The following is a 20,001-nucleotide window of genomic DNA, read 5'->3' as shown; positions in this document are numbered from 1 at the left end:
ATGACCCGACCTCTGGTCTGGTGGCTGCTGTGTTTGCTCCCTGCGCTGGCGACCGCGCAGGACGAACCGTTGCGGCTGGGCTTCAAGGGTGAATTGCTGTCGCTGAGCCGGACCCAGGTGATGGCCCGCGAGCCGTTGCCTTCCGATCTGCAGACGCCGTTAGGGAGTTTGTGGAAGCTGTTTGTTTACGGCTGGCTGGTGGACACCGGTGCGCGGGAACCTGCGTATGAGTGTCGCGGGCAATCCAAGGAAGAAGTGTATTGCTGCACCGCGGGCGGCAAGATTGGCCGCGATCAAGCGTTGGTGAAGTCGTGCGGCTTGTACTTCGAGCCGGCGCGATTGGGGATTAATGGCGCTGATTGGCGCAGCTATTGGCAGGCACGCCAGGCGCCGCAATGGTTGCTGAACCTGCCGTCATTGCAGCCGGCTACGCGGGTTTCCGTGGCGGAGTTGCTGAAAGTGCTGGCGGTGATGCCCGCTCAGGATCAGGCCCGACGCGTGTTGCTGGACGTGGTGTTGAACGCCGCTGACGGCAACGCCGTGGGCGAACTCGGCGGCCGGTTGCGGGTGAAAACCTGGAGCTGGTTGGGGGATCAGGACCCTTCGTCGCGTCAGGGCGGATTCGCCGGATGGACGGTGGATGGCACGCCGATCTGGGCCGGTGGGCGTGGGACCAGTCAAATGGTGCTGCGCCATTACGGTCAGGCGCTGGCGTCAGTGTTGCCGACGGGTTGGCCGGCGGATGCGGGACGTTGTGTCGAAGTCGGGCTGTTTTCACGGTATCCGATCGGCCGCGTCCTGGCGGGGGATCGGGTTATTCAGTCGGGCCCTTTGCAGGGCGACTACCGCGTCGAATTTGCCAACGGCAATCAACTGGACATCCACAGCGACGGCGAATTGTTTTTACTCAACGACAAGCTGGTCGCGCGCCTGGACCGCGAAGAGTACGTCGCCCGCGTGCTGCAACGGGAAGCCAAATCCGAACCTGCCGAAGCCGCGAAAGCACTGGCCATCGCAATCAGAACCTACCTGCTGCAAAACGCCACGCGCAACGGTGACTGCCTGAGCATCGATGACAGCAGCAGCCGCCAACGGGTTGCCCCACGCCCGGCGACGGCCGAATCCCGCGACATTGCCGCGTGGACCAACGACCTGGTCCTGGCCGGCAGCACCGTCACCTATCACTCCGACCAACCCGGCCCGGACAAACTGTCCTGGCAACAAGCCGTTGAACAAGCCAACGCCGGCCAACGCTACGACGCGATCCTGCTGCACGCCTACCCGCGCGCCAGCCTCAGCCGCTGGGACAACCCCGTCGCCTCCTGCGAAGCGTTACCCGCCGCGCAAGACTGGCTACAAAAACAACGTCGCGGCTGGCGCCCACAACTCGAAAACGAAGTCGGCTACAACGAAGTCAACACCTTCGCCGTCTGCCGCCTGGCCTTCGGCCGCCCCTACGTCGACCGCGAACGCCAGCGCATTTATGTGCGCGGCGTGCTGTCCCTGCAGGACCGCCTCGACCTGACCCACGAATACCTGCACCTGGCCTTTGAAGCACATCCCAATGGCCAGGATGAAACCTACATCGAAGGGCTCGCCCGCCACCTCTTGCTGGAATAGGCCATGAAACTCCGTTATCCACAGGTCTTCCTGTTCCTCTGTTCGTTTTGCGTATTGCCGACGACCTTCGCCGCCGATGCCGCGGTCAAACTCGACACCCCCATCGGCGGCTGGCGTACCGGCGCCCTCGAGGGCGAAGGCGAAAACTTTCGCCAGAGCGTCAACTACCCGGCCTCGTCGGTGAATACACCGCCAGGCCAGGCCAACACCGCGCGCATTACCGGGCAGATCAACGCCACGCCCAAGTCGAAAGAACCGGGACGCTTGATCGTCAACGGTATCAGCATGCCGCTGAAAATCGACCCGGCAGGCCGTTTTGATCGCCCGTATTCATTCCCCAATGGCAGCAACAGCGTTGAAGTCCGCAGCCCCGATGGCCAGCAACGGCATCGCACCCAGTTCCTGAATGTCAGCGGCGGGGCGACGCCGGCCAAGTTGCGGGTGCTGCTGTCGTGGGACAGCGACAACACCGATCTGGACCTGCACCTGATTACCCCGGACGGCGCCCACATCTGGTACGGCGACCGGGTGGCACCCAATGGCGCAGCGCTCGATGTCGACGTGACCACGGGGTATGGCCCGGAAATCTTCGCGATGCCGGCGCCGATCAAGGGGCAGTACCTGGTGTATGTGAATTACTTCGGCGGCGGCTATCGCAATGACGAAGAAGGGCAGGAGGATGCGGTTCAGGCGTTGACCACGGCGCAAGTGACGGTGATAACAGAGGAAGGCACGCCCAACGAGAAGATGGAGACGTTCCTGGTGCCGATGCGGGCGGTGGGAGAGTTGACGCTGGTCAAGGGGTTCAGTTATCCGTGAGGGGGGTAGCCATAGGACTGTGACCCCCCAAGGCGACGCCGCCAGTTGAGCAATCCCGCAGGATGTCGAATCAGGCGGCCGGCATTTTAGCGGCCGCAAGACTGACATCGCGCAAGACCCCGATGTATCCGTTATAGAGGTTGCCGGTGGGCACCAACTGCCGGGCCACCAGTTGCTGATGCACGCTACGCAAATGGTAGAAGGGCACGCGCACGAAGAGGTGGTGCTCGATGTGGTAGTGAATGGCATGCGGGCCGAACACGAAGGTCTGCCAGTTGCTCCGGACAATGCTCCGGGCATTCTGGCTCTGGTCATCGCAGGCGGGCAGGCCGGCGTGTTCCATGATGGCGCGGATGCGGCCCATGAACGGCAGCAGGGTGATCGCCGGCAGCAACCACAAGGCCGGGTAGAGCCAGGCGTGCCCGGACCACGCCAACACGCCGAGCAGCAGGCCGTTGCTGGCAAGCATTGAAAACACTTCCCACGTCACCTGGCCGGGTGATTTGTCGACCTTGGGCATGATGTCCCGATAGTCGCCCCGGGCAAACTGGCCGGCGCTGATGAAGTAGCCCACCCCAGAGAGGTCCGCCAACAGCTTGGCGGCGAGCTTGCCCCTGGGCAGCGGAAAGTCACCGAGACCAAACACTGCGACCACCGGGTCGTCATGCCGCATCGGCGCGAGGTGATGTTTCAAATGCCCGGCGCGGTAGGTGTGCAGCGACAGGAACAACGGCCCGGCGGCAAACAACTGCCCGATAACATCATTCAGGCCCTGGTGGCGCACGACCACGCCGTGGGCGCTTTCATGCATGATCACCGCCAGCGCCAATTGGCTGCGGGCAATGATGATCGCCGCCAGCAGGTAAGTGACCGGGTGCGGCCACAGCGCCGCCGCCGCCAATGACGCGGCGATCAAGCCCCAGTCCGCCAGCAGCGCCAACAGGGTCAGCCACGGTTTCAACGCAAAGAATTCTGCGGGCAGCGTGTAAGCATTCAGGGCCGGATTGTCGCCGGCACGGGAACTGGGTCTGGACACGTGCGTCACCTCCTTGTGTGTGGCGGCGTGAGTGAGCGGATTCACACGCTGAGCAAGCGACTGACCCACGCGTCGATCCGCGCCTGGGCGCACGCGTTGCCGGCCGCCCCGTCGGCATCCGGCGCTTGAGCCTCGGTCAATTGCGCGGCAGCTTGTGCCACCTGACGGCGAAAATCAGCGGCGTCACCGCGCCAGGTCACCACTCGGTGCTCCAACTGCAGCTGTGCCGCGCGGGCGGCATTGGTCGCCTGCTCGGGCTGATCGGTAAGGACCAGAATGATCGGCCGCCGATAGACCCGCGCGATCGACAGCGCAGCCATGCCCGGTGCCGACACGATCACCTGTGCCTGCGCCGCACGGCTGGCCCAGTCCGGGTCAACCCCGAGCCAGCCGCCAACCCCGGCGTAACCTTCACCCACCTGATGGGCGCTCAGGCCCGCATCGGCGATGCCCGCGCTCAAGGCTTCGGCCAGGAGGATATCGCTGAAATGCGGGTTCAGATAAATCGCCGCGCCCACCGCTTTTTGCGTCGTTTGCGTGTCAGCCAGGGCGACGGGCGTCGGCAATCGAAACACTGCCGGTGCCTGGGTATCGTCGACCTCATAGGCGAAGTCATGCTCGATACACGAGCGCGCCGCGTCGATCTGCAGGCCGACGATCCAGCCGAATAACCGCCCGAAAAAACGCGGCCACATCCCCTCGAAATTGTTGATCAGCGCGACCTTCAGGCTCGCGCCGTACACATGCACGACCTTGCGCCGCCACCCGGGCACCGCGCCCATGAACAGCAGCGCCGGGTGGAAGGAATCATTGATCACCAGGTCGGCGCTGCGCAGTTTGCGGCGCAAGCGCAGGATGTCGCGAAGCATCCGGCCCGGCCGGAAAACATAGTGCGCCACGTTGCTGTTGGTCGCCTTGCGCAGCATGTTCTGCCCGCTGTCGAACTGCACCGCGTAGTGCCGCGACAGGATCTCGGCCTGGATACCGAAGCTTTCCAGAAAGCGCTGCCCTTGATCCGAAGTGGTCAGCACTTCGACCTGCGCGCCCGCCTTGTGCAACGCGTGCACCAGCAGTTGGGCGCGCATCAAATGACCCCGTGCATCGGCGGTGGCGAGGTAGAGAATGCGTGACGTCATCGGTGACCACCGCGCGTCCCGCCATAGACCCAACCGGCCACGTACATCGCCAGTGCGCCGGTCACGCCGAAGCCGGATTCGATCGTGCGGATCTCGGCCAGCAACGTGCTCAGGTGGCCGGTTTCCTGGGGGCCGACGATGCGCCGCAAGGTGTGTTCGCACAGTCGGACGTGGGCTTTTTCGTCGGCCAGCACCCGGGACAATAACGGGTAGAACCCATGCTCGGGGCCAATCACAGCGCAGTGGCGACTGAGGACGCGCTCGGCCATCTGCTCGGCGCACAGGCCTGTTGCGTAAGCGGGTACCAACAAACCGTGCTCGAAATGTTTTGCATAGCGATGCGCCAGGCGCTGCCAGCGCTGGATCTTGCGGCGGCTGAGCCAGTCCGGGGCCAGGCGCGTCTCGCCGTCATCCCCCACAGCGCGCAAGGCTTCGCTGAACAGCGTTACATGCCGGCGTTCATCGGCCAGGTGTTGCTCGACCTGACGCTCAAGCCAGTCGGGCGACTGCGGCAACAACTCTTCCAGCAGGGCACGTTCCGTCGCGTCTTCCCCGGCAAGGTACATGCGCAGCAGCAACCTTTCCCCGCGTTGGCTGCGGTGCAAACGTGCCAGTGCGGCACGCTTGATCCGGTCCACCCAACGCGCCTGCACCGCGCCCAGGCCTTGTGCCTTGGGTGTGGCCAAACAGGTAAATCCGTCTTCGGTGCCGGTTTGTTCCATCGCCCTCATTGCGCCGACTGCTGTGCGGTAGCCGCGGTGGTTTGCGCTTCCGGCTTGCGGTGCCAGGCCAGGATCAAGCCGATAAAGCTGTCCTGCATAAAGGCGTAGCCCGAAGTGGCCGCGCCGGGGAAGGCTTCTTCACGGTCGTTGTAACGCAGATAACCGGTGCCGTTGCGCGCCCCGAATTCCAGCGTGTCCTGTTTATTGAAGCCACGCTCGCGCACGTCTTTCAGAAGCGGGCTGTCTTCGAGACCGAAGATAAACAGCTGGCGCTGCACCACCCACACCGGAATGTGGCTGCTCAACGCCTGCAACTTGAGGCTCCAGCTGCCATTGGTGAGCAATTGATTCAGGTCGGTAGTGGTCGGTTCTTCCGAGGTAAAACCGGCCCGCATCAGCGACTTCGAGACCTTGCCGACGCCGAGGGAAATCGTGATGTCGTTGGCGGAAGGATGCTTCTCATCGCTTGCGCGCACGACGACAAAGTAGTTGGCCACCCGCGCAGCGAGTGATGGGTGCGCGAGCAGATTGCGCGCCTGTTTGGCGGTGAACAGCACGCGCTCAGTGCTGCCTTCGCGGACGATGATCCGGTACGGGGGCATCACGATGTCATCGAATTTGCCGCGCACCGGCGAGTGCACGTAGGTGTCGGGCTTCCAGGTCTTGCCCGATCGACGCAGCAGCACGTGCAGGCTCAACGGCACACGCTGACCGTCAGCCGCGATACCGCTGCCATGCAGCAACACGTCGCCAATCACGGCTTTGCTGTCATGGGCGGCATCGGCAGATATCACGATGGTATGAGCGTCAGCGTCGAGGCTGGCGTGGGCATCCGGCACATCCAGCGCGATGCGGTTGCACTGCGCGTTATTGCCCGTCGTGCCGCCCATGAGGTCGGGCGGGCAGCCTTCGGTGGAGGCGAAGTGAAACACGCCACGGCCGGTAAACTCGGCGGGCGCGGCGTTGGCCTGGATGCTCAGTGACAGCAGGACCAGGCTCGTCAGGTAGGAACAGCGTGAAACGAAGGAGTCAGTTTTCATCATTACTTCCTGTAATCGGGTTACGTGCAAAAAAGCTGCGGCGTTGCCCGGAATCAATCCAAAGGTCGGTGATAGGACAGTGCTTCAGAGTGGCGAGCTTTCCCGCGACCGGCAGAGATGCCCAGCCCCCGAACGACTGCGCCTGCGGTATCGAGCAACGACATGCCAATCACCATCGATATCCCGGCGAGGCGTCGCACACCGTGCAGCGGCGGCAAATCCTGATGGTTCAAGGCGCGCAGGCTGTAACCGAGACGGCCCGCCATCACGCAAAAAGGGCCCACGGGCCCGCTGCGGCCGAGCCATTGCAGCCAGGCCGGCATATAGGCGCGCACCAGGTACGGCGTGAGGCCGACGCTGTCGCCGCCCCTGAGCCAACGCAGTTTCACCACTTCGCCACGGGTGTCCGGCAATTTGTGTTCGGTGTGCGCGCGCGGGGCGTACAGCACCGCCACCCCGGCAGCTTGCAGGCGCAGGCCCATGACCTGGCAATGCGCGCGGTACACGCCATCGAGCGGTTCATAGCGATGCTGTTCGAAGGTGTCACAGCGAAACGCGACGTTATTCGCGTAGAAGTTGCGCGTGGCGCCTTCGCGCAACGGGCTGGGGAAATACATGAAGTCGATCGCGGTCAGGGCGCTTCCGGTCGGGCTCGCGTCGTAACTGGTGCGCCCGGCGACCGCCAGCGGTGCCGTCGCCCCGGGCTGGGCGAAGGGCGAGAGCAACTGCTCCAGCCAATCGAGGCAGGGACTGCAATCGGCATCGGCAAAGACTACGTATTGGCAGCGGCTTTGATCGACAGCGTCGAAACCGACATTTTTCGCATCGTAGTAGCCGGTGCTCGAATCGATTTCGATGAAGTCGATCGGCCGCCCGGCCAGTTCTGAAAGCTCGTTGCACGCCTGGGCATCCAGACCGTCATGGGTGATGACCCACTGCGCAAAAGTCTGCGGTGCCAGTGTTTGTTGGCCAAAAGCGATGATCAGCCGTTTCAGGCTCGCCAACGCTTCCTGTGAGTCATGGCCGCCGCGCAGATTATTGGTTTCGACGACTAATGCCGTGTTGGCTGCGACGACATCCAGTCCGCTCGTTACTTCCTTGTTTCCATGCGCCATTGGCATCCCGAGTTGCTTCGTAATAAGTGTGTTAGCCCAAGCGTTTTCGCCCGAAGCGAATGAACTCAGCCTTTTTGCTTCGACCCCGACCAGAGCAGGGCCAGCAGCGCCCGGGAGTCCATGAGGCGATCATCGGCGCTGACCAGTTCCGGCAGGGCATGCCATGGCAGGTTGGCGTTGCGATGATGATGCAGATGCAGGTTGATGTGATACGGCCAGATGAAAAACCGGCCGATACAGCCCACGCGCCATGCGTACGTCCATTCCGGCCAGCCGGGGGTTACACCCGGTCCACCGCTGTGTTCGGCAATGCTGCGGATCTTCTGCAACAAAGTGCCCAGCGTGGCCAGTGGCACAAACCATAGCAGGGCCAGCAGCAACAGTGTTTGTGCAGAACATTGCCAGACCAGCACTGACAACAGCGCCAGCCAGATAATGCCCGCCGCCATAACCGGTCGGGTCATCTTCAGTGACGCGCCGCCGGCGTTTTTATAAGCGCGCAGGTTACGCAGCATATTGATGATCAACAAATCGCCCAGTAATTGCCGGAGCAGCAACTTCCCGCTCAAGGGCCTGAACTGCCAGGGTTGCCGATGATAAAGAAAGCGCCGCTCCGGGTCCCGTGCGGCGCCCGTGTGCTGATGATGCTCGAGGTGCAGCGGCCGATAGAATTCAATGGGCACCGTGCCCGGAACGCCGATGGCCAGGTTGATCAGAAAGTCGTTGAGACGGCGATGGCGCGTCAGGTGGTAGTGCGTGGCGTCGTGGTACAGGATGAACAGCGCATGTTGGCGCGCGGCAATGATGACGAAGGCCAGGCCGTACACGCGCCAGTCCGCGACATAGATCGCGATGCGCAGCGTCACGATGATGCACAGCCATTCCAGCAGGATCGCGCCCAGGGTGCGCAAATCCACCTTCAGGCGAAGCAGCAGGACGGTGATCAGGCCTGCGACGGCGCCAACGGCGATGCCATACACCGCGTCGAGAAAGACATGTTGTCCGGTGGTCAGCACGGTTATCACCAGCACCAGGCTCCACAGCGCAAACAGCCAGGCCTGGCGAACGCGCAGGTAACTCAGGACCACGCTGATCGCCACCGGCAGCGCGACATGGCCGCTGGGCGAGGCGGCCAGCGGTGAGTCGATCTGGTAGAACCACGTAAGCAACTGTGACGAAGTGTCCGGGCGCATCACCAGGGTGGGCCAGAACAGGTGGCTCACCAGGCAGGTCCCGGAGGCCAGGGCGGCGGCAAAAAAGGCCGGCAGCAGCCACTCGCAACGCCGACCCATCAACACCAGGGTCGGCATGATCAACAGATAACTCAAATACAGCGCCAGCGTGAAAGGCAACTTCTTGATGTGCGCGTCAATCATGCCCGGCTGAATAACCCGCACCGGCCCCATCGGAAAGTGCGTGACCAGAAAATATAAAAGACCGGTCACCACGGTGTAGACCACAAGCCAACTAAAGGGGCGGGTCACGCGGGACGTATTAAAACCAAGACCGGTAGCGCTGTGGGGCATGAATTAAGGGCACCTGGATATATCAGGACACGTAGTCATTAAGTTTGTCATTGGAAGACCTGTTTGACCCGCGGAAGTCTACGTTGCATTGACCGATTGATCCCGCCAGAATCCGGCCATCTTGCTCTTGATGCAGAAGGTCTCCATGAGTTTATGCGCAACGTCCTTTGAATGCTCCCGGCTGCGCCTAAATGAAATTGATCGGATGTTCGAGATTTATTCTGCGTCGTACCACGATACTTCGCGTTTACGCTTTGATCAGGATCTCAAGGACAAAACCCACTGCATCGTTTTGCGTGGTGCGGATGAAGTTATTGTCGGTTTTACCACCCTCAAACTGTATGAAAAAACCTGGGCCGGCCAACCGATTAAAGTGATTTTTTCGGGCGATACCATCATTGACCGTGAACATTGGGGCAGCCAGCAACTGGCATTCGCCTGGATGCGCCTGGCGGGGGAGATCTGGCAGGCGATGCCTGAAGTTCCGCTCTACTGGTTCCTGATCTGCAAGGGCCACCGCACCTATCGCTATCTGGGCGCCATGGCGCTGAACTATGCCCCGCGCGCGGGTAGGGTGACAGATTGTGATACTCAGGCCTTGCTCGATCACTTGGCGATCGATCGCTTTGGCGACGCCTACGATCCGAACACCGGCGTGCTGTCCTTCGACGTGCCCCAAGGTCGCCTGACCACGGAACTGGCCGAGGTCCCCGGGCCTCACTTGCGCCTGAACAACGTTTTATATTTCCTCGAAAAAAATCCCCGCTACGCCTCGGGCGATGAGTTGGCCTGCCTGTGTGAATTGCGCCCCGATAATCTTCGGCCGTTGGCGTTGCGCCTGTTTGCCGACGCGCGCCCGTCGCCATGCTGATCCGCCAGGCCAGCGCCGCCGACAACCTGAAACTGCTGGATTTCCAGGCGCAGCGGGCCATGCAAGGTGGCTTGCCGATGCGCTTTGATCGCGGGCCGGACTATTTCGCGCTGCACCATTGCCATGCCGCGGACCATCGGACCTGGCTTGCCGAAGGCGAGGGCGGTGAGTTGAAGGGCATCGCCAGCCTGGTGGTGCGTGAGGGCTATTTGCAGGAACGCATTCAGCCCGTGGCCTATCTGGGGGATCTGCGGCTGGTGCCAGACCGGCGCCTGTCAAAGTCGTGGATGGCCGAGGTCAAGGTTCGGCTCGAAGCCTTGGCCGATGAAACCGGGGTGCAGCACGCCTATTGCTGTGTCATTCGCAGTAATCGGCTGGCGGCACACTCGCTGCTCGGTGGTCGGCGTGCCAATCCGCTGATGCTTTCCCACTGGCGCGGCTACAGCAACGTCGCCGTGTATGGTCAGCGCGGCTGGGGAAGTGCGCCGCGAACGGTGGAGAACGTGCGCATTGTCCAGGCGCAACCCCGCCATGCCGATGCGCTGCGGGCCTTTCTCGACCGTGAATCGGCGGGCCAGCCGTTTGGCAGCGTTTTTAGCGAGGCGCAGTTTTCGCGGCGCCTGGACACCTGGCCGGACTTCGGAATCGAGTCCTTTCTGCTGGCCGTGGACGCGCAAGACAACCTGCTCGGTTGTGTTGCCCCTTGGGATGCCGGGCGTATCAAACGGGTGGTGCTGGAGAAACTGCCGCTGTCCCACCAGGCGCTGCGCCTCGCGTTCAATGCCTGCGCGCCGGCGTTGGGGCGTCCGGCGATTGCCGCCCCGGGCGAGGCGTTGCAGGACATTTACCTGACTCATCTACAGGTTCGGGAGCGAAACCCGCAGATTTTTGCCGCCCTGCTGGATGTCGCCTGGGCACGGCTTCGCGGTCGGTACGCGCTGATGCAACTGTGCCTGTATGACAATGATCCGCTGTGGACGGCGATGAACCGCTATCGCTCAGTGTCCGTGCCCATGGATTTGTACACCGCGCCTTGCGTCAGTAGCGCACCCGCGCTGGCGCTGGATGCCGGGCGTATCCCGGGGTTTGAGATCTATCTGGTCTGAGCGGGCCGGGTCTCGTGCAAGACGTTCAGCAGCGTCAGCCAGAACCGGGTCGCGTCGAAACCACCACCGCCGAGTACTGGCTGGCCGTGATCGAGACGCGGCAAGCAAATCTGCGGCATGCCCTCGATGCACAGGTTCTCGAGGTAAAACTGGCCGTCATGGGCACAGCCCGGTCGTTGCGCATTGAGGCGCGCATGATGGGTGTCGAAGCGTGAGCTGGGGGCGGCGGTCCAACTGACGACGTGGGCCGCATGCAAGTCGGCGGGCAGTTGATTGAGCAGTTGAGCGATCTGCGGGTCGCGCCGGCTGCTGATATCCCGTGTGCCCGCGGCCATCCACGGCGTTTTGGCCAGCACCCGGCGAACGCGGTCGAGGGGGGAGCCGTGGGCGGATAGCCCGGTGCCGCAGCCCAGCACTTCATCCATGACCGTCGAAGGACCGGTCGGCGGTTGCACCAGTGCAATGCCATCACACGCGTCGTTCAAGGCGCGATCCTGAGACAGTGCCGCCAGCGCGTCGAGCCCACCCTTGCTGTGCGCCAACACGACAAAGCGTTGCCCTGGCTTCAGCTCGGCGGCCAACACTTGGCGGATATGCCTGCCTTGCGCCATCACCCCGCGCGAAGAACGTACAGGCATGCGCAGCACCTGATAACCCGCGCGCCTCAGCGCTTGGGCGCACTCCTGAAAACACCGTGGCAACCACTCGGAAAACAGCCCGGCCACCAACACCACCATTGTGCTTGGGGGAAGGCTTGGCGTGGGTTTGTCCCAGCACGAGATAAATCGCCCCGTCCAATCCAGGTGTGCCGTCGGCCTTGCGAATGGCGTGGCCGGAAAATGCAGCGGCCAATCGTCAAAGCCCTCTGGCACCCAAGGCGTGTTCATCGAGTGGGCCCGACGTATTCGTCGAGTGTTCGGCGTGCCGCGTCCAGGGCATCAGTGGTGTCGAGGCGGTTGGGGTGAAACCCCGGGACGAACCAGAACAGCCACCTCGGAAAGGCGCGTGTCAGCGGGCCGGGGTTGACGAATAACCACCACAGCAAGCGCAGCCAGCCTCGCCAGTTACGGCGTTGCCCGTCATTCCTGGCCAGTCGGTAAATGAAATACAGGACGTCGACGGCAAAGTACGCCGTCATGGTCAGCATGACCCCGCAGCGCATCAGGTAGCGCCACAGCGGATTACGCACCACCGCGCACAGCACGTCGAAGGCGACGGCCTTGTGTTCGGTTTCTTCGATGGCGTGCCAGCGCCACAGCATGGCCATCTTCGGGTCGGCGCCTTCCAGCACGGCGGGATGGCGCAGCAACTGGTCGGAGAGGATGGCGGTGAAATGTTCCAGGCTGGCGGTCATGGCCAGACGCGTCGCCGGCGTGAACCGATTGCCGACTTCCTGTCGGCGCAGGAGCAGTTTCTCCAGTTCATCAATCGGTGCGCCCTGTGCCGCCAGCAGTTGGTTGTACAGCCGGTGTTCACGAATATGCGACGCTTCCTGATAAACAAACGCGTCAACTGCCCTGGACAGCGTGGCATCTGTTTCGATCGCGCCACGAAAGTGCACGACACTATCAATGAACAGTTTTTCGCCGAGGGGAAACATGATCGACAGCCCATCAAAAAAACGCGTGACGTGGGGCCAGTCTCGATACCAGTAACGGGGAATACTCGCATCCAGTGCAAAGCGAACGTTGCGATGGGGGATTGTTGTGCTAGTTGATTGCGCAGGCGGGCACCGGGAGAACAGGCGTTTGAGATACGACATATCGACGGGAGCTGCCTTGAAAAACTACAGGCTATCTCTTTTCTTCAACATCGCAACTAGGAGGCATAGCGAAGTTGTCCGCGATGCGTCGTTGCCGCATGGCCCCGGCAACTTATCGTGAGCGCGTAGAACTGGGCGTTATACTCGCGGCCTATGACCTTTCCACAGGATCCCTCATGCGCCGTTCCACTGACATTTCGCCAACCCGTCGTTTCGACGTGGCTAACCTGTGTGTTCTGGCGCTGCAAACCCTGGTGTGGGGGGCGACGCTGACCTGGCTTTCGCACACCGATGCGGGTGGGCTCAAGTGGCTGGTCCTGATTCCGTTTTGCCTGGTCATGCAAGGCGTGTTCTCGATGATGCACGAGTCCTTTCATGGGTTGGCCCACAGTAAGAAGCCGCTGAACTACTTCGTCATGTGGTGGGCTTCAACGCTGTTTGGTGCCTCGGCCACGCTGATCCACATCAACCACCTGGGCCACCACACGCGTAATCGCACACGCGCCGAGCTGGCGGATTTTGCGGTCGCGGATGAGTCGCTGCTGCGCAAGCGGGTCGAGTACTACTTCGCGGTGCTCGGCGGGATCTGGCTCGCGGCATTTATCGGCAGTCTCTTGTTACCGCTGCTGCCGGCGCGGATCACTGACAAATGGTCGCAAACCGCCGAGGTCAATACCTACGCCGCGGCCTTCAAGGACTTCTCCAACAGTGACTTCCGGCGTATCCGCCTGGAGGTGATCGCCAGTCTCGCGGTGTGGCTGTCGGTCGGGCTGGTGCTGGGCTGGACATGGCAGGTGGTGCTCATGGCCTACCTCGCTTTTGCATTTTCCTGGTCGTCGTTGCAGTGGGTGTACCACATGCGCACGCCGCTGGATGTGGTCGAGGGCGCCTATAACATGCGGGCGCCGCGCCTGGTGCGCTGGGCATTCCTGAACTTCAACTACAACCTGACCCATCATCGGCAATCGGGGCTGCATTGGCAGCAGATGCACAGGGCCTCCAACCTCAAGGAAACCCGGCCGTTGTGGTTTGGCTGGCTGCAAGTGTTCCTGCCGCCCCAACGCCTGCCCGACGACTTGACCCAGCTCGACAAGACCTACTTTTGATGAGCGCCGACAACGGCTGCAAACGCGCTCTGTGGCAGGGGTTTATCGACAGTGCCCAGCCCGCTCTTGAGCATTGGCGCGAACAACTTGAGCAGCCGGAATTGGCGCAAGAATGTGTGTTGCAGCGCCTGCTCAACGCCAATCGTGACTGCGCGTTCGGGCGTGCCCACGGCTTCGCCTTTATCGCCGATTCAATGCAGTTTCGCGACAACGTACCGATCCACACTTATGCGCAACTGCATCCCTGGATCGAGCGTGCGCAACACGAGTCGCAAGCGATTTTGACCTCCGTCCCGCCGGTGTTTTTCGAGCGCACGAGCGGCAGCAGTGCGCTGCAAAAAGCGATTCCCTATACGCGTGCCTTCCTCGGTGAAATGCACAGCGCGTTAAACGTCTGGCTCGCCGACATGTATCGCCAAGTGCCGGAAATCAGTCATGGCTCAGGCTACTGGTCGATGTCGCCGCCGCTGCAAATGCCGGTGGCCGCGCCGAATGGGATCTCCATCGGTTCCGCCAGTGATCTGGAGTACTTGAGCGGTAGCAACATCGCCAGCCTGGCGGGGACGTTGCTGATTCCAGGGTTCGCCGGCGATCCGTCACAGTGGCGCCGGCAGACCCTGCTGGCGTTGCTGGCCGATGCTGATTTGAGTTTCATCAGTGTGTGGAGCCCGACGTTCCTGACCAGTCTGTTGCAGCCGTTGTTTGACGGCGAAACGCCTGAACATGCACAAACATTTGCATGGTTGGAAGAAGCGCTTCCCGCCTCGCGCACGTCCGCCTTGCGCCGGGCAAGATCCCAGGGCGTGTGCACCGAACTGTGGCCACGCCTGGCCGCCGTCAGTTGCTGGATGGACGGCCCCAGCCGTCACTATTTCAAGGCATTGGCGGCGCGTTTTCCCCAGGCACAATGGCTGCCCAAAGGCCTGTTCGCCACCGAAGGCGTGGTCAGCGTGCCCTATGGCGACGGCGCCGGGTGCCCGCTGGCGATCGGCAGTCATTACCTGGAGTTTCTCTGCGAAGACGGTGCCTTGCGTAATGCTCATGCGTTGCGCATGGGCGAAACCGCGCAAGTCCTGCTGACCACCGGTGGCGGTTTGTATCGCTACGCATTGGGCGATCGGGTCCGGGTTGTCGGTGTGCAGGGGCGTACGCCGCGCGTGGAGTTTATCGGGCGTGCCGAGGTGACCAGTGACCTGGTCGGGGAGAAGCTCGATGAGCAGATCGTCCAGGGCATTTTTGACCGCTGCCTTACTACAGAGGCTGCCGCGTGCCTGATCCCCAATGCTTCGGTCACGCCGCCGTATTACCTGGCGTTGGTCGCCACCGGCGAGGACATCGATTCACCCGCGCTGGCGCTGGCAATCGAGTCAGCGTTGTCGGGCGCCTTCCATTACGCCCAGGCACGCAGCCTGGGGCAACTGGCGCCGCTACGGGTTCGATGGCTAAAAGGTGACGCCGATCTGCTCGCCCAGGTCCTGCAACAGGCAGCGGAGTTGAGCGGCATCCGCGCCGGGGACGTCAAACCGCGCCCACTTATCAATCGGCTTGCAACAGCCGATGCCATCCTTGCCCTGACGGAACCCCAATGTCCGCACTTCTGATCAGCACCGTCGAGGTGCCTTGCGATGCCACCCTCGAACAATGGTACGTGGCGTGCTCCAGCCAGGAATTGCCCAAGGGCAAGCCGCACCGGGCAAGGATTCTTGAACTCAACCTTGTGCTCTTCCGTCAGCGAGACGGCCAGGTCGCGGCATTACTCGACCAATGCGTGCACCGAGGCACGCGATTGTCGGCAGGCAAAATCGCCGACGATTGCCTCGTCTGCCCCTACCATGGCTGGCGCTATGACGCCCAGGGCCAAGTGGTGCATATCCCCAGCGTCGGCGATAAACAATGCTCATCGACACCCCGAGAGCCTCGATTCAAACAGCGCCATTTTGCCGTGCAAGAACTCGACGGACTGATCTGGGTGTACACCGGCACCGGCGACCCGCAGGCCAAACCGGTGTTCAGGCTACCGGCCTATGCGGAAAAAGGCTGGCAGTCCTATTTCATGATCAACACCTTCGAAGCCGACGTCGGCAGTCTGGTGCAAAACTTCATGGACGTGCCACACACCGTCTTCGTCCACGAAGGCATCTTCAGGTCCGGCACCGGCCGCACCATGGAAGCCACACTCGCCTGCAAGGCACACAGCATCGAAGTGACCTATCACGACGACGGCGACAAAATCGGACTTCTGAACTGGCTGAGCAACCCCGACGGCGAGCCACTGGTCCACACCGATCGCTTCTTTGCCCCCAACGTCACCCGCTGCGACTACCAGTGGGGCGACCGCTCGGCCTTCTACATCATCAGCCAAATCACCCCGATCAACCCCCGCCAATCCCGCGTCTACACCTACATCGCCTACCGCTTCCGCTTACCCCACTGGCTACTGCGAACCTTGCGCCCGTTCATCCACCTGTACACCCGCATCGTCATTCGCCAGGACGTGAAAATCATTCAGGCGCATAGAGAGGGGCTTGATAATGCGGCGGGTTTCAAGCCGGCGAATGTGCAGGCGGATGCGGTGCATGTGGGGGTTGAGCAGTTGTTGGTGGCGGTGAGGCGGGGGGAGGAGTTGCCGGTGGGGCAGCGGCGGGAAAGTCGGATACGGTTTGAGCTTTGAGGGGCTGAACCTTCTGATACCGGTATCCGCGGTGCTGCAGGCCGTTCTGGCCTGCATGCAAAAAGTGAGGCTCTCTAGCAGGTAGCCATTTCAGGTCTGAAGCTACTGGAGGTCAGGCGTTTGAGAGCAATATCAAGCGCCGCATCGTCGAACAGCCTGCTCTTGCGAGCGGCAGCACCGGTTCCTCCATCCCAATGTTTCAATGCTTCACGCACAGCAGGAACAGTCGGGGATACTTTCTCCTGACTCAGCAGCCAATCGACTGTCGCCAACAGTTCCATACCGAAGGGCGACTCAAAGCCGTCGATCAACTCGGCAGTGCTCTCCAAGGCTTGGGAATACTCTTTGGCCTCGGTCTTGAGGTAAGTTTGCAAAAAGGTTTTGCGCTCTTGATCAAACCAAATCACGTCAGTGATTCCCGCATCACTGATGCGCTTGTCGCAATGCAGGTAGCTGCCATCCAGATTATTGAGCAGATGCTCTAACCGATTGGCATACGGTCCGTATTTATGAGCAACAAATTTAAGGTTCAGCGGATTTTCGGTGTTCGGAAGCTTTTCAATCGCGCGTTCCAGGAACCAGGCCAGTTTCTGAATTTCAAGCAGGCTGCACTCCATGCCTAAAACCCAGTAACGCCGAACCAGTTCGGCGATGAGTGCGCGAGCAGGTGTGAGTTTTTCCACACCGCTACGTTTGGCGACATTCAGATACTGGTTGGATGGCTCAAATACCAATACATCGATATCCAGATCACTCAAGACTTCAACAATCTGTTCGCGAACCTCAGGCCATTTCAAACCACCATTACCGGCCCCTAGCGGTGGAACCGCCACGGACTTCACATCGTTTTCAATCAGGAAGCGACGCAGATCGTGTAAGCCTTCGGTTATCCACGTCATCTGCGAAGGCGATCGCCAGTGACGTTTGGTAGGGAAGTTTACGATCCAGCGAGGGCCGTCGAGCTCGTTGACTGCAGTTACGTGAACCTTGCCGGTTTCTACCTCGCCAGCCTTGCAGGCAGCGGAATACAGACGGTAGTTCTCCACGAAGCGCTCTTTGAACATCAGCGCAATACCTTTGCCCATCACGCCCACAGTATTCACTGTGTTGACGAGGGCTTCGGTTTTGGCTTCCAGAAGGTTGCCTTGGGTAAATCTGATCATTGGAAATACCATCCCGGACGCGCATGAACAGGCAGCGTCAGGCCTTTAGCGGCCACGTCCTGCTCTATGCGTTCTTTCATTGCATCGTTGTAGCACATGATGCCAAGGAGTCCTGTAATCGGTAGGTGATGGTGGATCAAAGCTTCGGCCTGATAACGCTCCATCTTTCGAGGGTCATCAGGGTCCCGTTTGAAGTCGCGTCGTTGAAGGATAGACCAATCGATCTCGCCGAGATTCGCCAGATCGCTGTAATAGTCTGTCCAATCCGGGTAGGCATGTGCGTTTGTGAAGACAAACGGTAGGCCAAGCTGTTCGACGCGGTACAGACTGGAGACCAGAATCACGATCTCGTCGTTGCTGCGCTGCTGAACGCTCCATCCGGATTGAATGTTTTTCATCATTACGGAGAAGGGCGTGAAGTAGAAGGGCACGTAGTCAGCTAATCCCCCCCCTGGCGCAATAGGCACCTGGCGAGATTGGCGCTTGTCGATCAAATCGACGTTGCCAATGTTCACATACTGCGGTGCCTGCACGTCAGAGCTGGCGCAATGCAGACCGTTGTCCAGAATCCAAGGCAGGTTATCGCGGTGGACGATACGCCAAATCAGAGCTTTCTCTGGATTCAGACTGGTGTAGTTCATTGATAAAACATTCTCTGATTCGCGCCGGTGAGTACATTAACACCGGCATTACGCATTTTAGCCACGCAGAGTGCTTCGACCTCCTCGTTAGGAGTGAAGATTTTGAAGAAGGCGTTTGGCTTAACAACGCCAGGCGCCAAGCATTCCGCCATGCAGATGCTTTTGCAGTGTGCGTCGTGATACTCCCGACTGTTCATGACCTCCCACTCGATGGCTTCAAAACCCTCTTCATAATCGAGTAACTGGATCGAGTCGTTTGCCAGAGGGTGGCGAGGAATGACTTTCCAACCGTTTTGTTTCGCAATAGACCTGTAAACGGAGATCAAGACGAATGTCACATCAGGGTTGTTACGTTGCACACTTCCGTCGAATGGATTTGCAGCGAACCAGTGAAAGGGCACATAGCTGTCGAGCTCAAGGGCTTTGCGCTTCTTCAGAATTGCACTGTCAGCCACATCTTTGAAATCGGTGAGTTCAGCGCGAGGCTTTAGACCTCCCTGAAAAATGCCATCCAGATTTTCAACCGAAGTGAGGTGGTATAGAAGCTTTTGTTCCTTGATATTTCTGATGTCTGGCATCGTGGTCTCCTTGACCTGCACAACTATCTAAACCAGTTTTTACCCCCATCTCTTCTGCGCAAACCGCGACCTTCCAAGTCGGGCGCACTTCGTGATTTCTAGTGTGCCATCACCTTGAGCAACAAGCGTTGCAGGGGAAGTAGCCGGTTTGCCCAAAGCCCATTTTTCACTCTTCGTCAAAATAATCACGATCCAGAGCCGGCAACCGCAACAATCGCGACGTAACCCCCACCTCATGATCCATCATCAGATGCACCAGTCGCGTGCCATCCACCAACACAATCCCGTCCACCGATTTAGCAAAGTCGACAGCGTGTGCCGTGAAACCAGAGGTTGTGATGAACACCCCACGCTTAGCCTTTTGCCCGGCGAGTGCACCGTAGAATGCCTGCAGTTCAGGGCGTCCCACCGTGTTCTGCCAGCGCTTGGCTTGGACATAAACCTTCTCCAGTCCCAGCTTGTCGAGCGAAATGATGCCATCAATACCGGCATCCCCTGAGCCGCCGACACGCTGCAAGTCATTGCGACTAGCGCCGTATCCCAGGCGATGAAGCACATCCAGCACAATCACTTCGAAGCGGTTGGGGCTGACCTGTAGCAAGTTATCCAAAAGGTCAGCCGCTGTAGCGTCGCGCAATTCCTGGAGGGCTTGTTCAAGCCGATCATCCGGGCTGGCGGTGGCGGAGGTGACGTCAGGTTCAACAGGTGTTTCGTCATCGAGCGGGGCGGCGTCGGGGGCAACCTTCAGCTTCACATTCATATAGCCAATGGCTAAGTGTTCCACCGCGCTGGCCGACATGGGAGTTGGATGTTCCTTGGCGTAGGCCACACCTGCATCCGTCAATTTCCAATATCCGTGTTTGGCACTGCTGGAAAGGCCGGCACGCTTGAGTCGATCATGCGCCCAGCCCGCTCTGTTCTTATAGGTGGCCTGCCCACTGGCGATCAGTTCTTCGCGTTGTTCCGCGGTCAACTGCAACAGTTTTGCTGCTGCCTCATGGGCATCCCGAGCGGGTGCACCTTCGGGCTTCGTTGCGAGAAACCGCAGGATGGGCTCGATGAACTGATCGTAAGTTGGAACGGACATGG

The 20,001-nt window shown here is 60.5% G+C and carries 19 protein-coding genes; 7 read left to right on the top strand and 12 right to left on the bottom strand.

The window, feature by feature from the left end; translation table 11 throughout:
• Together ACY4LX_RS29890 and ACY4LX_RS29885 are read left to right on the top strand one after the other, a co-directional pair.
• Positions 1-1,620 (top strand): DUF2300 domain-containing protein, encoded by a 1,620-nt coding sequence (locus ACY4LX_RS29890; RefSeq protein WP_463258588.1) that lies wholly within the window; start codon positions 1-3, stop codon positions 1,618-1,620.
• A 3-nt stretch (positions 1,621-1,623) separates the two neighbouring features.
• Positions 1,624-2,439, top strand: a complete 816-nt coding sequence (locus ACY4LX_RS29885) for a YfaP family protein (protein ID WP_149660928.1) — start codon at positions 1,624-1,626, stop codon at positions 2,437-2,439.
• A 70-nt stretch (positions 2,440-2,509) separates the two neighbouring features.
• On the opposite strand, the gene ACY4LX_RS29880 is transcribed toward ACY4LX_RS29885, so the two are convergent.
• The 6 genes from ACY4LX_RS29880 to ACY4LX_RS29855 all read right to left on the bottom strand — a co-directional run bounded on the left by ACY4LX_RS29880 (position 2,510) and on the right by ACY4LX_RS29855 (position 9,014).
• Complete coding sequence (locus tag ACY4LX_RS29880) at positions 2,510-3,475, bottom strand: fatty acid desaturase family protein (RefSeq protein ID WP_463258587.1); 966 nt, start codon at positions 3,473-3,475, stop codon at positions 2,510-2,512.
• 41 nt (positions 3,476-3,516) lie between these two features.
• Entirely contained in the window at positions 3,517-4,611 is a 1,095-nt protein-coding gene (locus ACY4LX_RS29875; protein WP_463258586.1) for a glycosyltransferase family protein, read from the bottom strand.
• The gene (locus tag ACY4LX_RS29870; RefSeq protein ID WP_463258585.1) at positions 4,608-5,342 is read right to left on the bottom strand and encodes a hypothetical protein; all 735 of its coding nucleotides are present in this window, start codon (positions 5,340-5,342) and stop codon (positions 4,608-4,610) included. The genes ACY4LX_RS29875 and ACY4LX_RS29870 overlap by 4 nt, the downstream gene beginning before the upstream one ends.
• On the bottom strand, positions 5,339-6,373 hold the full coding sequence (locus ACY4LX_RS29865) for a hypothetical protein (RefSeq protein ID WP_463258584.1): 1,035 nt from the start codon (positions 6,371-6,373) through the stop codon (positions 5,339-5,341). Before ACY4LX_RS29865 ends, ACY4LX_RS29870 begins: the two co-directional genes overlap by 4 nt.
• 53 nt (positions 6,374-6,426) lie before the next feature.
• Positions 6,427-7,488 (bottom strand): glycosyltransferase family 2 protein, encoded by a 1,062-nt coding sequence (locus ACY4LX_RS29860; RefSeq protein WP_463258583.1) that lies wholly within the window; start codon positions 7,486-7,488, stop codon positions 6,427-6,429.
• 65 nt (positions 7,489-7,553) lie between these two features.
• Positions 7,554-9,014, bottom strand: a complete 1,461-nt coding sequence (locus ACY4LX_RS29855) for a fatty acid desaturase (protein ID WP_463258582.1) — start codon at positions 9,012-9,014, stop codon at positions 7,554-7,556.
• A 205-nt stretch (positions 9,015-9,219) separates the two neighbouring features.
• Here ACY4LX_RS29855 and ACY4LX_RS29850 point away from each other — a divergent pair, with 205 nt between their 5' ends.
• Positions 9,220-9,885: a hypothetical protein gene (locus ACY4LX_RS29850; protein WP_218585800.1), complete on the top strand. Its 666-nt coding sequence runs from the start codon at positions 9,220-9,222 to the stop codon at positions 9,883-9,885.
• The gene (locus tag ACY4LX_RS29845) at positions 9,879-10,991 is read left to right on the top strand and encodes a hypothetical protein (RefSeq protein ID WP_463258581.1); all 1,113 of its coding nucleotides are present in this window, start codon (positions 9,879-9,881) and stop codon (positions 10,989-10,991) included. The genes ACY4LX_RS29850 and ACY4LX_RS29845 overlap by 7 nt, the downstream gene beginning before the upstream one ends.
• Here ACY4LX_RS29845 and ACY4LX_RS29840 read toward each other — a convergent pair.
• Together ACY4LX_RS29840 and ACY4LX_RS29835 are read right to left on the bottom strand one after the other, a co-directional pair.
• A complete protein-coding gene (locus ACY4LX_RS29840) occupies positions 10,979-11,629 on the bottom strand; it encodes a hypothetical protein (protein WP_463258580.1) in 651 nt (216 codons plus the stop codon). The genes ACY4LX_RS29845 and ACY4LX_RS29840 overlap by 13 nt on opposite strands.
• Positions 11,630-11,874: 245 nt before the next feature.
• Positions 11,875-12,753, bottom strand: a complete 879-nt coding sequence (locus tag ACY4LX_RS29835) for a metal-dependent hydrolase (protein WP_463258579.1) — start codon at positions 12,751-12,753, stop codon at positions 11,875-11,877.
• 176 nt (positions 12,754-12,929) lie between these two features.
• Between ACY4LX_RS29835 and ACY4LX_RS29830 the strand changes: the two genes are divergently transcribed.
• From ACY4LX_RS29830 to ACY4LX_RS29820, 3 genes are read left to right on the top strand one after another with little or no spacing between them, the layout of a single operon-like run.
• On the top strand, positions 12,930-13,859 hold the full coding sequence (locus ACY4LX_RS29830) for a fatty acid desaturase family protein (protein ID WP_463258578.1): 930 nt from the start codon (positions 12,930-12,932) through the stop codon (positions 13,857-13,859).
• Entirely contained in the window at positions 13,859-15,460 is a 1,602-nt protein-coding gene (locus tag ACY4LX_RS29825) for a GH3 family acyl-acid amido synthetase (RefSeq protein ID WP_463258577.1), read from the top strand. Before ACY4LX_RS29830 ends, ACY4LX_RS29825 begins: the two co-directional genes overlap by 1 nt.
• Positions 15,445-16,530 (top strand): aromatic ring-hydroxylating oxygenase subunit alpha, encoded by a 1,086-nt coding sequence (locus ACY4LX_RS29820; RefSeq protein ID WP_149660915.1) that lies wholly within the window; start codon positions 15,445-15,447, stop codon positions 16,528-16,530. The genes ACY4LX_RS29825 and ACY4LX_RS29820 overlap by 16 nt, the downstream gene beginning before the upstream one ends.
• Before the next feature lie 74 nt (positions 16,531-16,604).
• On the opposite strand, the gene darG is transcribed toward ACY4LX_RS29820, so the two are convergent.
• The 4 genes from darG to ACY4LX_RS29800 form a co-directional block, all read right to left on the bottom strand.
• On the bottom strand, positions 16,605-17,693 hold the full coding sequence (darG, locus tag ACY4LX_RS29815; RefSeq protein ID WP_463258576.1) for a type II toxin-antitoxin system antitoxin DNA ADP-ribosyl glycohydrolase DarG: 1,089 nt from the start codon (positions 17,691-17,693) through the stop codon (positions 16,605-16,607).
• Positions 17,690-18,334: a type II toxin-antitoxin system toxin DNA ADP-ribosyl transferase DarT gene (gene darT, locus ACY4LX_RS29810; protein ID WP_463258575.1), complete on the bottom strand. Its 645-nt coding sequence runs from the start codon at positions 18,332-18,334 to the stop codon at positions 17,690-17,692. Before darT ends, darG begins: the two co-directional genes overlap by 4 nt.
• Positions 18,331-18,912 carry a DarT ssDNA thymidine ADP-ribosyltransferase family protein gene (locus tag ACY4LX_RS29805; protein ID WP_463258574.1) on the bottom strand — a complete coding sequence of 194 codons (582 nt, stop codon included), beginning with the start codon at positions 18,910-18,912 and terminating at the stop codon, positions 18,331-18,333. Before ACY4LX_RS29805 ends, darT begins: the two co-directional genes overlap by 4 nt.
• Before the next feature lie 166 nt (positions 18,913-19,078).
• Complete coding sequence (locus ACY4LX_RS29800) at positions 19,079-19,999, bottom strand: restriction endonuclease (protein WP_463258573.1); 921 nt, start codon at positions 19,997-19,999, stop codon at positions 19,079-19,081.
• Between the last annotated feature and the right edge of the window lie 2 nt (positions 20,000-20,001).

The organism is Pseudomonas sp. Emmai (assembly GCF_055179735.1).
The sequence above is the reverse complement of the archived record's forward strand: the minus strand, read 5'-3'. Positions and strand labels throughout refer to the sequence as shown.

Coding starts and splice junctions, on each gene's coding strand:
- ACY4LX_RS29890 (WP_463258588.1), top strand. CDS start 1: ATGACCCGACCTCTGGTCTGGTGGCTGCTGTGTTTGCTCCCTGCGCTG.
- ACY4LX_RS29885 (WP_149660928.1), top strand. CDS start 1,624: ATGAAACTCCGTTATCCACAGGTCTTCCTGTTCCTCTGTTCGTTTTGC.
- ACY4LX_RS29875 (WP_463258586.1), bottom strand. CDS start 4,611: ATGACGTCACGCATTCTCTACCTCGCCACCGCCGATGCACGGGGTCAT.
- ACY4LX_RS29870 (WP_463258585.1), bottom strand. CDS start 5,342: ATGAGGGCGATGGAACAAACCGGCACCGAAGACGGATTTACCTGTTTG.
- ACY4LX_RS29865 (WP_463258584.1), bottom strand. CDS start 6,373: ATGAAAACTGACTCCTTCGTTTCACGCTGTTCCTACCTGACGAGCCTG.
- ACY4LX_RS29860 (WP_463258583.1), bottom strand. CDS start 7,488: ATGGCGCATGGAAACAAGGAAGTAACGAGCGGACTGGATGTCGTCGCA.
- ACY4LX_RS29855 (WP_463258582.1), bottom strand. CDS start 9,014: ATGCCCCACAGCGCTACCGGTCTTGGTTTTAATACGTCCCGCGTGACC.
- ACY4LX_RS29850 (WP_218585800.1), top strand. CDS start 9,220: ATGTTCGAGATTTATTCTGCGTCGTACCACGATACTTCGCGTTTACGC.
- ACY4LX_RS29845 (WP_463258581.1), top strand. CDS start 9,879: ATGCTGATCCGCCAGGCCAGCGCCGCCGACAACCTGAAACTGCTGGAT.
- ACY4LX_RS29840 (WP_463258580.1), bottom strand. CDS start 11,629: ATGCCTGTACGTTCTTCGCGCGGGGTGATGGCGCAAGGCAGGCATATC.
- ACY4LX_RS29835 (WP_463258579.1), bottom strand. CDS start 12,753: ATGTCGTATCTCAAACGCCTGTTCTCCCGGTGCCCGCCTGCGCAATCA.
- ACY4LX_RS29830 (WP_463258578.1), top strand. CDS start 12,930: ATGCGCCGTTCCACTGACATTTCGCCAACCCGTCGTTTCGACGTGGCT.
- ACY4LX_RS29825 (WP_463258577.1), top strand. CDS start 13,859: ATGAGCGCCGACAACGGCTGCAAACGCGCTCTGTGGCAGGGGTTTATC.
- ACY4LX_RS29820 (WP_149660915.1), top strand. CDS start 15,445: ATGTCCGCACTTCTGATCAGCACCGTCGAGGTGCCTTGCGATGCCACC.
- darG (WP_463258576.1), bottom strand. CDS start 17,693: ATGATCAGATTTACCCAAGGCAACCTTCTGGAAGCCAAAACCGAAGCC.
- darT (WP_463258575.1), bottom strand. CDS start 18,334: ATGAACTACACCAGTCTGAATCCAGAGAAAGCTCTGATTTGGCGTATC.
- ACY4LX_RS29805 (WP_463258574.1), bottom strand. CDS start 18,912: ATGCCAGACATCAGAAATATCAAGGAACAAAAGCTTCTATACCACCTC.
- ACY4LX_RS29800 (WP_463258573.1), bottom strand. CDS start 19,999: ATGTCCGTTCCAACTTACGATCAGTTCATCGAGCCCATCCTGCGGTTT.